We start from the raw sequence: 12420 nt of genomic DNA on the forward strand, positions 1-12420 counted from the left end.
GAAACGCTGGCCTATAAGAGAGCCATGAACGAGACGACCGAAGCAGCGAAGACGACCGCGGGAAGCCCCAGCGAAAGCCGGGAGAAGCCCAAGGGACCGCTGCGCCCGGGCTGGACGACCGGTGCCTGCGCCACCGCGTCGACGAAGGCGGCGCTGACCGCGCTCATCACCGGCGATTTCCCGGACCCCGTCAGCATCCGCCTGCCGCGCGGCGAGGAGCCGGCCTTCGCGCTCGCCTTCGAAAGTCTCGGAGAAGGTTATGCCACGGCCGGCATCGTGAAGGATGCTGGCGACGATCCCGATGTCACCCATGGCGCCACCGTAATCGCGACCGTGCGGCCGTTGCCGCCCGGAAGCGGTATCCGCTTTGTCGCCGGCGACGGCGTCGGGACCGTCACCAAGCCCGGCCTGCCTCTCGGCGTCGGCGAGGCGGCGATCAACCCGGTCCCGCGGCAGATGATGACCCGCGAAGTGGAGACGCTCTGCGCCGAATACGGCCTGCCTGCCGATGTCGAGATCACCGTCTCCATCCCCGGCGGCGAGGAGATCGCGAAACAGACCTGGAACCCGCGCCTCGGCATTCTCGGCGGGCTTTCCGTCCTGGGAACGACCGGCATCGTGCATCCGTTTTCCTGCGCCGCCTGGATCCATTCGATCCATCGCGGCATCGATGTCGCGCGCGCCGAAGGCATCACCCACGTGCTCGGCGCCACCGGCTCGACATCTGAGAAGACGGCACAGGAGCTCTACGGCCTGCCTGAAGGGGCATTGCTCGACATGGGCGATTTCGCCGGCGGCCTCCTCAAATATCTCCGCGTCCACCCGGTGCCGCGGCTGACGATTGCCGGCGGTTTCGCCAAGATGGCCAAGCTCGCACAAGGCGCGCTCGACCTCCATTCGTCCCGCAGCCAGATCGACAATAGCTATTTTCTTTCACTGCCTTGCGCGGAAAACCTGAATCCATCTGTCAGGAAGAAAATAGAAGACTCCAACACGGCTCTCGAGGTCCGCGAGATCCTCCGGAACGAGGGTATCGACATCGCGGCCGTCGTCGCCGCCGACGCCCGAAAGGCAGCTCTCGACGTGCTGCGCGGCGCGCCGGTCGAGGTCGACGTCATTGTCACCGACAGGGAAGGCAATATCCTTGGCCGCGCCGGCTGACCGACGGGAGACGATCCTGATCCTCGGCGGAACCGCGGAAGCGGCGGCGATCGCCCGCCGGCTGGTCGATGCCGGCGCGGATGTCGTCACCTCGCTCGCCGGGCGCACGAGCAATCCCGCGCCCCTTCCCGGCCGCACCCGCATCGGCGGCTTCGGCGGAGCGGAAGGTCTCGCCCGCTACATCGCCGAAAACGGCATCACAAAAGTGATCGACGCGACCCATCCCTTCGCGAACCGGATATCGCAGAATGCCCGGCTGGCCTGTGCGGTGGCAGGGATACCGCTGGAACGGCCGGAACGGCCCGTCTGGGAGAGGCAGCCCGGCGACCACTGGATCGAAGTAGAGAGCCTCGACGAGGCCGCAGCCGTCCTGCCCTCAGGTGCCCGCGTCTTTCTGGCGCTCGGCCGGCAGCATCTTGCCGCTTTCGAATCGCGGCCGGATTGCCATTTCGTGGTTCGCATGGTCGATCCGCCGGAGAAGCCTCTCGGCTTCGCCGGCTACGACCTGATTTTGGGAAAGCCCTCGGCCGATCCCGAGGAGGAGGCAGACCTCTTCCGTGCGCACCGGATCACCCACCTCGTCTGCCGCAATTCGGGCGGTGAAGCCGGCTACGGAAAGATCGCTGCGGCAAGGAAGCTCCAGCTGCCGGTCGTCATTGTGGGCCGGGCGGCCTGAATGCCGCCCGTCGGAGCCTCCGTATCAGGCGAGCGTCTCAGCAAGACCACCCAGGATCGCGGTCCAGCCCTGGATGTGACCGAGGCGCGCCTCTTCGCTGCGGAACTTCACCTGTTTGAGGGTGATGTCCGTCATGCCGGGCTCCGGCTCGGAAAAGTCGATCGTGACGACACTGTCGTCCTGCGAGAATGGCGACTCCCAAGTGAAGGAGAGGCGCGAGTAAGGATCGATTTCGAGATAGGTGCCGGCGTGCGGGATTTCCTTCTCCGGCGTCTTCATGACTATCGAGAAGCGGCCGCCCTTGACCGGATCGTTCGTCACCTTCGCCGCCTCGCTTGCAGTGCCCGGCGGGCGCATGACTTTCGAGAGTATGGCCGGCGACAGCCAGGCATTGAAGACCTTGTCGCGCGAGGCGGCGATCGTGCGGCTTACCGTCAGTTCAAGTTCGCTCATGGTCGTGTTCCTCTGAAACGAGTGCATTTTCCAGCGCCGTCAGGCGCAACTCCCAGATGGACTTCAGTTGCGCGAACCAGCTCTCGGTGAGCTTGAGCGGTTCGAGCTCGGCCGCGATGAAATGCTCGCGGCCCATCGTCCGGCGGGTGACCAGTCCCGCCTCCTCCAGCACCTTGATATGCTTCGAGACGGAATTCAGCGACATGTCGAAATGGGCGGCGAGCGCGGTCACTCTCAACGCCCCTTCCTGAACGAGGAGCGTCAAGATCTGCCGCCGTGTGGTGTCACCGGCGGCTTTCAGAATGCGCGACAGAGCATCTTCGTCCATTTGTTCACCCATATGGTTGAATATAGGAGATCCACCCAATAGTCAACCATATGGGTGAATATTTCGAAAGCGAAAATTCCGCTCTTCCCCGAAAACCGCTCGGCATCCGGGCGAACTGACCAAATCTGAATGATAGCGAGCGTGGACGCGCGAACGACGCGGTGAGCGACAGCCGCCCTCTTCTCAATCTTCCCGAACCGACACGATGGTGTCGTGGATGAGCTGCAGCACGGCCGGCGCGTCGATCCCGGTGCAGATGCGCTGCGAGGGAAGCCCGTCCCAGTCGCTCGGGCCGAAGGTGCGGCCATCCGGCTTCTGGATCGTCATGCCGTCGGCGATGCCGCCGCAGACGACGCGGACCGTGCCGGCACGGGTCTCGAAGAGCTGCGGTGCCACGACGTATGCGCAGGCGCAGCTGTCGTGCACCACCATGCCGTCCGGAACCCGCCCCTCGTAGAACTTGATGTAGAACTGCGAGAGATCGAAGAGGAGTTTGGCGCGGGTGCCGGCGGCGTCGCGGATGTCGGCGAGCGCCTTCCGTGTCATCACGGTCTGTAGCGTAACGTCGAGCCCGACGATCACCACCGGCCATTCGGCCGTGAAAACGATGTCGGCGGCTTCCGGATCGCCGTGGATATTGGCCTCGGCCGCCGGCGTTACGTTGCCGTTGACCTCGAAGGCACCGCCCATGACGACGATTTCCTTCACGAGATCGACGATCTCCGGATCTTCCTTCAGCGCATTGGCAAGGTTGGTCATGCGTCCGACGGCGACGATCGTCACCTCACCGGGGTTCTCGCGGATAATCTCGACGATGAACCGATGGGCCGGACGCGGATCGAGCGGCACGTCCACGACGTCCGGCACGCCGATATTGCCAAGACCGTCGTCGCCATGGATGAAGGTCGGCGGCTCGTGGCTGATGCGGTGAGGTATGAAGGTCTCGCCGGCGCCTCTCGCCACCGGTGCATCGATCTTCCACTCACGCTTCAGGAAGAGTGCGTTGCGCGTGGTCGTCTCGATGCGGGCATTGCCGAAGACCGTCGTGACCCCGAGCAGGTCGACATCCGGATGATGATGGAGAAAGAGCAGCGCCATGGCGTCGTCGACGCCCGGATCCGTATCGAAGATGACCTTTTGCATGAAACCGCCGGGAGTGTGTCGCTGTCGAAAGATGAGGCAGCCGTCTTATCGCATTTCGGACGCGAAGGCCAAGCAGTCAGGCGCCCGCACCGGCGAATTCCGCGATCAGGCCGGCAAAGGCCTCCATCGGCGGGAATTTCTCGAAGCTGTGCTTCGCCGGCGTCTGGAAGCGCAACAGCTTGCCAACGCACGATCGTGCGACTCTCACTGCTGGAGAACGATCCGGACCTTCAGCATGTCACCGGCCTTCACCCGTGCCGCCTTGCGGACCGCGGCCTTGACCGGGAGGAGATAGCTTTCCGACGCCTTGTCGGGAAAGACCGAGGTCTGGAAGGCGACGTCGCCGATCTCCACCGTCACCGCCACCATGCCCCAGCTGGGGCGACGGCCTTCCGTGGCGCAGCGGATCGCGAAACCGACATCGGGCGGAAGGGTGACGAAGTGCCAGGCACCCTTGCCCTTGTACTCCCAGAGCTCGGCCTCGAAGTCCCAACCGTCCTCCGCCCGTTCCATGGCTCAGCCGGCCGCCTGCTTCTTCTTCTTGCCGACGTTCCGCAGCACATGGCTGAACTGCGAATTGTAAAGATCGCTGTCGCGGAACTCGACCGAGCCGAAGACCTTGCCGACCATGATGAGGGCCGTGCGGGTGATCTTCGCCTCGCGCACCGCCGCCTGCATGTCCTTCAGCGTCGTGCGGATGAACTGCTCGTCCGGCCAGGTCGAGCGATAGGCGACCACCACCGGGCAATCCTCGCCGTAATAGGGCGTGAGAACCTCACGAATATGCGGCAGGTTGCGGATCGACAGGTGGATTGCGAGCGTCGCCCGCGACTTCCCGAGGATTTCCAGCGTCTCGAATTCCGGCATCGACGATGCCTTCATTTCGGTACGGGTGATGATGATCGTCTGGGCAATCTCCGGCAGCGTGAGTTCCGTCTTGAGCCGGGCGGCGGTCGCGGCAAAGGCCGGTACACCGGGCACGACGTCATAGGGGATGCCGAGTGCATCGAGCCGGCGCATCTGCTCGGCGATGGCGCCGTAGATCGACGGATCGCCGGAATGGACGCGCGCGACATCCTCGCCGCGGGCATGCGCAGCCTCCATCTCGGCGACGATCGCGTCGAGATGCATGGGCGCGGTATCCTTGACGATCGCGCCTTCGGGCGCGGCCTTGACGATTTCCTCCGGCACCAGCGAGCCGGCATAGAGGCAGACCGGGCAGCGCTCGATCAGTCTGAGGCCCCGGACGGTGATGAGGTCGGGAGCCCCCGGGCCGGCGCCGATGAAATAGACGGTCATGCTGTTTTCCTCGTCAGTGCTTGCTGTTCATCCCCCTCTGGCCTGCCGGCCATCTCCCCCACAAGGGGGGAGATCACAACCCGGAAGCCGCTCGGCGCTTTCTCATGCCGCAGACCGAGAAGGCAGTCGGGAGCAATTTCGGAGGTGGCCGTGGACATGTCGGCTGACCGCAGTCCAATCTCCCCCCTCGTGGGGGAGATGGCCGGCAGGCCAGAGGGGGCTATGGCACGCGCCACGGCCATCCAGTTCACGACGCCATCCCCGTGTCCGCCTTCCCCGAATAGCCGCGCGGCGTATAGACCCAGGTCCTGCCGTCGCCGGTCGTGACCGTGCGGCTTTCCGACGAACCGACGACGACGACCGTCAGCATGTCGACATCGTCGACGTTCAGTGCGCCGAGCGGGACCGTGCGGACGTGTTCGCCAGGGCGCCCCAGATTGGTGGCGAGGATCACCGGCGTGGTAGCCGGACGGTATTCGAGCAGTTTTTCGCGCGCCCAGGCAAGCTGGGTGCGGCGCTTCATCGACACCGGATTGTAGAAGGCGATGACGAAATCACCCTCGCCCGCCGCCCTTACGCGCCGCTGGATATGCTCCCACGGCGTCAGCAGATCCGAGAGCGAGATGGTGCAGAAATCGTGGCCGAGCGGCGCCCCGATGCGCGCGGCAGCCGCCTGCAACGCCGAAATGCCGGGCGACACCTGCACTTCGATGCGCCGTGCGGCGTCCGAAATGCCGCCCTTGTCGAAGAGTTCGAAGACCAGCGTGGCCATGGCGTAGATACCGGCGTCGCCGGAGCAGACCAGCGCCACCGTCCGCCCCTCGCCGGCAAGCTCCATGGCCCGGACGACGCGCGCCTCTTCCTTGCCGAGATCGAAATCGTGGCGTGCCTTGCCGTCCGCGAGCGGACCGAGCAGGTCGAGATAGAGCGAGTAGCCGACGAGATCGGTCGAAGCGGAAACCATTGCCGAGACCTCGGGCGAGCGCCACTGGTCCGCACCGGGACCGATGCCGACGACGAAGAGTTTTCCGCGCGCCCGGCCGGTGGTTGCGGGGTCGACGATCCCTGACGCGCGGGCGATCGCCGCGGTCGCGCCCTTCGACTTGATCTTTTCGACGACGAGCTGCCCGTCCGGTCCGACGGCCGCAAGCGCAGCACCCTCGGCGACACCGTGGCAGCCGACCTCGGCGAAGACGATATCGGACGGGTTCTTCAGCCGGGGCGTTTCCGCCTCCAGCGTGGCGGCGTCGAAGAAACGGGCCGGCACGCCGAAATGCGCCGCGACGGCATGCACCGCCGCCTCGTCCGCCTTGACGTCGATCGAGGCGACCGCCGCGAGGCTCTCCCGCGCCAGCCCACCCGCTGCAAGGGCCCTTTCGGCAAGTGCGATCGCCTCGTCGGTGGAGGCATGCCGCTCGCAGCCGACGCCGAGCACCAGCGTCTTCGGATGGTAGACGAGTTCCAGCGGGCCGGCGTCCTTCGGGCGGTCGGTGACGGTCAACATCACTGCCCCGTCGTCGGCGAAGGGGATGCGCGAAGTGGTAAGCCAGCCGGCGAGCGGCGACGTTCCCTTCTCCCCGACGGGGAGAAGGTGGTCCGAAGGACCGGATGAGGGGGCAGAAAGGCTGGACTTGTCGGGAGCCGCCCCCTCACCCGGCGCTATCGCGCCACCCTCTCCCCGCTGGGGAGAGGAGACAGCGAGCCTCGCCTTTGCCCCTGCCACCAGTTCGGCCATCACCGCCTTGGCGTTCGCCGGATTGGCGAGCACGTAGCCGGCCGGCGGTTCGTCGAGTGCGATTCCGAACCGGAGGTCGCCGGCAGTGGTCACGGCCGCATGGGCATCGAGCGCGGCGGCTATCGTCCGCGCCAGAGCGTTGGCGCCGTGGTGGCCGCCGAGGAGGGGCACGACCGAAGCACCATCCTCGGAGACAGAGAGCACCGGCGGTTCGACCTGCTTGTCGGAGAGAAGCGGCGCAAGCAGACGGATGACGGCGCCGGAGGCCATGACCGCGACAATCGGCCGGCCCTCGGCGAAGAGCCCCGCCAGATGCGCCTTCACATCGTCGAACAGGTGGTCGGCGGACGAGACGCGCGCACGGGCGCCGTGCAGCTCGCCCCGGATCGCCGGCGCGATGCGCCGGCCGAGATCGAGGGCCTTGTCCGACAGGATGACGACGGCCGGTTTGTTCATTTCGCTCATGAGGGCATTCCGTTTGCGGTGCGCGGCGAGAGGCCGGCATTCCAGCTCTCCCCGCCCTTGTAGATCAGGATCATCGAAAAGTATGGAGCCACGTCCCCGCCGACTTCGGCGAGCGGCAGGACGCGCTGTTCGGCAAGGCTCACGCGCTCGACATAGCCGGCGGCAGCTTCGAGCCCCATGGTGCGGATCAGGGCCCGGATGCGGGAAAAGTGCCGGCCGACCTTGATGATCGCCACGGCACCCGCCGCTTCGATGCGGGCGCGCATGGCATCGTCGTCGAGTGGCCCCGGCACGACGCTCAGTACGTCGTTGCGGGCGGCAAGTGGTCGGCCAAGGGCTGCCGCCGCCGCCATCATCGAGGAAACGCCCGGCACGATCTCCGTCGCGAAGCGGCCGGAGAGCCGTTCGAAGAGATACATGAAGGAACCGAAAAAGAAGGGATCGCCCTCGCACAGCACCGCGACGTCCTGTCCGGCCTCGAGACGGCCGGCAATCGCTTCCGCCGCCTCGTCGTAAATCTCCTGCGCCGGGAAGCGCTCGACGCGCATCGGCACGACGATCGGAATTTCCACCTGCGTTCCCGGAAGGTGCGGTGCGGCGATCTGGCGGGCGAAGCTCGGCCCGGTATCCGGCGCCGGATAGGCGATCACCGGAACCGAGGTCAGGATACGGTGCGCCTTCAGCGTCAGCAGTTCGGGATCGCCGGGGCCGAGGCCGAGGCCGTAGAGCTTGCCGGTCATGCAGTATCCCCCTTCGTCACCGACCAGATGGTCACCGGCATCAGCGGCTTCCAGCCGCAATAGCGCCCGACCGGCGCGCCGCGCGAGACCGAAATGCGGGTGAGTTCGCCGCCGTGAAGGCCCCTGAGGTCCGCAAGCCTCGCCTCGCCTTCGATCGTCACCGCATTGGCGACCAGCCGGCCGCCTGGTTTCAGCGCCGCCCAGCAATCGTCGAAGATCCCGTCGTGCGTCAGGCCGCCGCCGATGAAGACGCGGTCCGGCGCTTCGAGCCCTTCGAGACCTTCCGGCGCCGGCGCCTCGACCACCTGCAGATCCGGGACACCGAGCGCATCAGCGTTGGTACGGATCATCGTCACCCGCTCCGCCCGCGCCTCGATCGCCACCGCCTGGGTGCCCATGCCGCACCGCAGCCACTCGATCGCGATCGAGCCGCAGCCGGCGCCGACATCCCAGAGAAGCGCATTCGGAAAGGGCGCGAGCAGCGAGAGCGTTGCCGCCCTCACCTCGCGTTTCGTCAACTGGCCGTCGTGCACGAAGGCATCGTCCGGCAGTCCGGGCACCGGCGCAAGAAGCGGTCCGTCGACTGCGCAATCGATCGCCAGCGTGTTGAACTCCGAGATCGCCGGCGCCTCCGCTGCAAAAGCCTCGGCGCTCATCACCGTCATCCGCTCTGCGGGACCGCCCATATGGTCGAGCACGGTGATCACGGAGGCTCCGAAGCCGCGGCGGACGAGAAGGTTCGCCGCGTCGCGCACCGTCTCCGCCCCTGAGGTCAGCGCCAGAATGCGCGCACCCGGCAGCAGGTGCCGGTTGAGATGGGAGAGCGGCCGACCGTGCAGCGAGATCTGCGCCACCGACTGCAACGGCCAGCCGAGCCGGGCGGCGGCAAGCGAGAAGGCCGACGGCGACGGCAGCACGGCCATCTCTTCCGCCGGCACGTAGCGCCGCAGCGTCGCCCCGATGCCGAAATGCATCGGATCGCCGGTCGCGAGCACCGTCACCGGCGTCCCGCGCAGCTTCAGCACTTCCTGCAATGTCTCGCGGAAGCCGCCACTCCAGGTGAGCACGCGCTTCAGCCCCGGCAAGTGTCCGCCTTCGAGCACGCCGTCGAGCCGCTCGCCGAGCACGATGGTCTCGGCCTGCCAGAGCAGCGCCTGCGCTTCGGGTGTCAGGCTCTCAAGCCCGTTGTCGCCGACGCCGATGATCGTGAGCCAGCGCCTAGTCATTGGTGCCCAACCCTCCGGCGAGCGCGTTGACGGCCGCCGACGCCATGGCCGAACCGCCGCGGCGGCCTCTGACGGCGATGAACGGCACGCCGCGCGGATCGGCAATCAGCGCCTCCTTGCTTTCGGCCGCTCCGACGAAGCCGACCGGAAATCCGAGGATCAGCGCCGGTTTCGGCGGGCCGGCGTCGAGCCGTTCGAGAAGCCGGAAGAGCGCCGTCGGCGCATTGCCGATCGCAACCACAGCACCCGCGAGCCGCTCGCCCCAGAGATCGACCTGCGCGGCCGAGCGGGTATTGCCGATCTCGGCCGCCTTCGGGCGCACCCGCTCGTCGGCGAGGAGGCAAACCACCTCGTTTCCGGCGGGCAGCAGGCGGCGGATGATGCCGTGGCGGACCATTTCGGCGTCACAGAGGATCGGCGCGCCGCCGGCGAGAGCCGCAGCCCCCGCCTCGAAGGCACCCTCCGAAAAGGCGATGTCACCGGCGAGATCGACCATCCCGCAGGCATGAATCAATCGGACAGCGAGCGCTTCCATGCCATTGGAAAAGCGCGACAAATCGGCCTCGCCCCGGATCGTCTCGAAGGACCGGCGGTAGATCTCGGCGGGATCGCGGATGTAGTCGAGGGGGGTGGTCAATGGATACCCCCGGCGAAACGCTTCATCATTTCTTCTGCATCGACTTCGGGCCGAGCGGATGGTCGGCATGCGGGTACGGCGCGTGGTGATGGCCGTGGTCGTGATCATGGCTGTGCCCGTGGCCATGCGCATGTCCATGGTCGTGGTCATGGTCGTGATGGTGGTGATGATCGTGACCGTTGTCGTGGTGATGGTGCCCGCAGCCGCAGTTCGGGCCGTGCTCGTGGACATGCGTCTTACCGCTGGAGGGGGCGTTCATCACGGCGTCCAGTTCGGCATCAGGTGTTGCATTCAGGAGGTGGCCGTACTTGCCGCCGAGCGTCGTCGAAGCCGCGTAATCGAAGGCCGGTTCGAGATCGTTCGGCTCGGCATGGGAATGGACGGGGGTCCAGGGCAAACCGTGCTCCTTGCAGAAATCGGGATCGCGGCAGGAGGCGTCGCAATCGCCTTTGCACGGACAGTTCTCCAGTCCCCCGCCGATGCCTTCGACATGGTGGTGATGGCTTTCCTGCGGCTGGCCGATATCGGCCTCGAAGCCGAGCACCTGCTCGCGATACTTGCACATCTGGCAGTTCATCACCGCAGCCCCTTCGAGGACTTCCTTAACCCGGTCCTGGAAGGCGTCGAGCACGAGAGGATGGTCGTTCAGGTAGCTCGCCTTGACGAACTGGATCTCGGGATGACGCGCCGCCACTTCGTCGGTGTAGGAATAGATCCGTTTCACCAGAACGCCGGTGAAGAGGAAATACGGAAACACGATGATGCGCTTGTAGCCGAGCCTCGCGGCATGGGTGAGACCCGGCTCAACGAGCGGGAAGGTCACGCCCGAATAGCACGTCTCGCCCCAGCCGAAGCCCATGCCCTCCCAGAGCATGCGCATGACCTTGGCGGCGTTGGAATTGGCGTCCGGGTCGGAGGAGCCGCGACCGACCACCATCAGCAGCGTCTCGTGCTTGTCGATGAAGCCGAGTTCGGCATTCGCCTTGTCGATCGCCTCCTGGATGCGGTCGCCGGCGGCGCGGATCATCTTGAGGTCGATGCCGAGCTCACGCCCGTAATTGATCGCCATGCCCGGATTTTGCGCCTGATAGGTGTTTAGCACGGAGGGAATGTCGTTCTTGGCATGGCCGGCGGCAAAGAGCATGCCGGGGATCGCCAGAACCCGCGTGACGCCCTGCGCGCGAAGCTTGTCGAGGCCGGCGGAAATCACCGGATTGCAGAATTCCAGATAGCCGTATTCGACCGGCATGTCGGGATTGCGGGCCTTCAGCGCCTCCGCGATCACCGCGAATTCGCGCGCCGCGTTCTGGTTGCGGCTGCCGTGGCCGCAGACCATGATTCCGAGTTTTTCCGTCATTCGTTCCGGCCTCCTGCTTCGTTGCTCTCGACATGTACGAAGCGCCAGAACCGCCGAGCGGTCCTGCGGCCATCGGGACAGCTCCGGACTTGGCCCCCGACTTGGGTCGGCCGCACCGGACTATTTCCAGCCTGTCAAACAGGCGCCGTCGCACATTGGCCAGTGGTTTACCGAAGCGCACCGTCGCGGTCAAACCGGATTGCGCCGGAAGCTGTGTAGTCTGCGCCACGGCCCCCATCGGAGATATTTGACATGCGGCAAGACGGTTGCCCGGCGCGGATCGCTGGTGCAAGAGTGCCGGCCGTTCTCAACCGCTCCCGAAAGAGTCGTTTCGTGGCCGATCTCGCCCTGCAAGCCTTCGTTCTCCTGTTCATCGCTGCCTTCGTCGCGGGCTTCATCGATTCGATCGCCGGCGGCGGCGGGCTGATCACCCTGCCCGCCATGCTGATCGCCGGCATTCCGCCGCTCCAGACGCTCGGCACCAACAAGCTGCAGTCGCAGTTCGGCGCCCTGTCGGCGACCCTCGCCTATGCGCGCAAGGGCCATGTCGACCTGAAGGCCCAGCGCCCGATGGCGGCAATGGCGGTGCTCGGCGGCGCCGTCGGGGCGATGATCGCGACCATCGTCCCCGGCGAGGCGTTGCGGGTCTTGATGCCCTTCCTGCTCGTCGCGATCGCACTCTATTTCGCCTTCAAGCCGAACCTGAGCGACGAGGACCGGCACCGCCGCCTCTCGCACACGCTTTTCGGCGCGACCGTCGTTCCCGCAATCGGCCTCTACGACGGCATCTTCGGTCCGGGAACGGGCTCCTTCTTCATGCTCGCCTTCGTCTCGCTCGCCGGCTTCGGCATGCTGAAGGCGACGGCCCACACCAAGCTCCTCAACCTCGGCTCCAATGTCGGCGCCTTCGTGGTCTTCCTGATGACGGGAGCGGTGCTCTGGAAGATCGGGCTGCTGATGGGCCTCGGCCAGTTTCTCGGTGCCCAGACCGGCTCGCGACTTGCGATGCGCAACGGCGCGAAGATCATCCGCCCGCTCCTCGTCGTCACCTGCCTCGCGCTCGCCACGAAGCTGCTTTCCGACCCGGCCAATCCGGTCAGAATGTGGCTCGGGGTGTAAGCTTCCGACGTCGATCGTCATTCGATTACCTGCGAGGTAATTGATGCTATGACCTTCCTTGCCGATGATCGGACTGCCTGG

General features: G+C 66.0%; 14 protein-coding genes. 3 read left to right on the forward strand and 11 right to left on the reverse strand.

Features of this window, described 5'->3' with window-relative positions:
- The first annotated feature begins 24 nt into the window (after window positions 1-24).
- A complete protein-coding gene (locus ACM6UT_RS07835; RefSeq protein ID WP_416796792.1) occupies window positions 25-1161 on the forward strand; it encodes a cobalt-precorrin-5B (C(1))-methyltransferase in 1137 nt (378 codons plus the stop codon).
- Complete coding sequence (locus ACM6UT_RS07840; protein WP_416796793.1) at window positions 1145-1837, forward strand: cobalt-precorrin-6A reductase; 693 nt, start codon at window positions 1145-1147, stop codon at window positions 1835-1837. The genes ACM6UT_RS07835 and ACM6UT_RS07840 overlap by 17 nt, the downstream gene beginning before the upstream one ends.
- A 24-nt stretch (window positions 1838-1861) precedes the next feature.
- Here the strand turns inward: ACM6UT_RS07840 and ACM6UT_RS07845 are convergent, their stop codons facing one another.
- From ACM6UT_RS07845 to ACM6UT_RS07895, 11 genes are all read right to left on the reverse strand, one after another.
- Window positions 1862-2290: an SRPBCC family protein gene (locus ACM6UT_RS07845; RefSeq protein ID WP_416796794.1), complete on the reverse strand. Its 429-nt coding sequence runs from the start codon at window positions 2288-2290 to the stop codon at window positions 1862-1864.
- Window positions 2277-2618 (reverse strand): ArsR/SmtB family transcription factor, encoded by a 342-nt coding sequence (locus ACM6UT_RS07850; protein ID WP_148159906.1) that lies wholly within the window; start codon window positions 2616-2618, stop codon window positions 2277-2279. Before ACM6UT_RS07850 ends, ACM6UT_RS07845 begins: the two co-directional genes overlap by 14 nt.
- Window positions 2619-2801: 183 nt before the next feature.
- Window positions 2802-3761, reverse strand: coding sequence for a nucleoside hydrolase (locus ACM6UT_RS07855; protein WP_416796796.1), 960 nt, complete (start codon window positions 3759-3761; stop codon window positions 2802-2804).
- A 76-nt stretch (window positions 3762-3837) separates the two neighbouring features.
- Complete coding sequence (locus tag ACM6UT_RS07860; RefSeq protein WP_416796797.1) at window positions 3838-3969, reverse strand: hypothetical protein; 132 nt, start codon at window positions 3967-3969, stop codon at window positions 3838-3840.
- A complete protein-coding gene (locus ACM6UT_RS07865; protein WP_416796799.1) occupies window positions 3966-4274 on the reverse strand; it encodes a DUF1905 domain-containing protein in 309 nt (102 codons plus the stop codon). The genes ACM6UT_RS07860 and ACM6UT_RS07865 overlap by 4 nt, the downstream gene beginning before the upstream one ends.
- Before the next feature lie 3 nt (window positions 4275-4277).
- A complete protein-coding gene (gene cobM / locus ACM6UT_RS07870; RefSeq protein ID WP_148161247.1) occupies window positions 4278-5060 on the reverse strand; it encodes a precorrin-4 C(11)-methyltransferase in 783 nt (260 codons plus the stop codon).
- A 247-nt stretch (window positions 5061-5307) separates the two neighbouring features.
- Window positions 5308-7251, reverse strand: a complete 1944-nt coding sequence (gene cobJ, locus ACM6UT_RS07875) for a precorrin-3B C(17)-methyltransferase (RefSeq protein ID WP_416797079.1) — start codon at window positions 7249-7251, stop codon at window positions 5308-5310.
- 5 nt (window positions 7252-7256) lie between these two features.
- Entirely contained in the window at window positions 7257-8000 is a 744-nt protein-coding gene (gene cobI / locus ACM6UT_RS07880; RefSeq protein ID WP_416796800.1) for a precorrin-2 C(20)-methyltransferase, read from the reverse strand.
- Window positions 7997-9226 (reverse strand): precorrin-6y C5,15-methyltransferase (decarboxylating) subunit CbiE, encoded by a 1230-nt coding sequence (gene cbiE, locus ACM6UT_RS07885; protein WP_416796801.1) that lies wholly within the window; start codon window positions 9224-9226, stop codon window positions 7997-7999. Before cbiE ends, cobI begins: the two co-directional genes overlap by 4 nt.
- Window positions 9219-9863 (reverse strand): precorrin-8X methylmutase, encoded by a 645-nt coding sequence (locus ACM6UT_RS07890; protein WP_416796802.1) that lies wholly within the window; start codon window positions 9861-9863, stop codon window positions 9219-9221. Before ACM6UT_RS07890 ends, cbiE begins: the two co-directional genes overlap by 8 nt.
- 25 nt (window positions 9864-9888) lie before the next feature.
- Complete coding sequence (locus ACM6UT_RS07895; protein WP_416796803.1) at window positions 9889-11220, reverse strand: sirohydrochlorin chelatase; 1332 nt, start codon at window positions 11218-11220, stop codon at window positions 9889-9891.
- A 333-nt stretch (window positions 11221-11553) separates the two neighbouring features.
- Between ACM6UT_RS07895 and ACM6UT_RS07900 the strand changes: the two genes are divergently transcribed.
- A complete protein-coding gene (locus tag ACM6UT_RS07900; protein WP_416796804.1) occupies window positions 11554-12339 on the forward strand; it encodes a TSUP family transporter in 786 nt (261 codons plus the stop codon).
- Window positions 12340-12420: the final 81 nt, after the last annotated feature.

It is taken from the genome of Ciceribacter azotifigens (assembly GCF_048159625.1).
Lineage (GTDB): Bacteria > Pseudomonadota > Alphaproteobacteria > Rhizobiales > Rhizobiaceae > Allorhizobium > Allorhizobium azotifigens.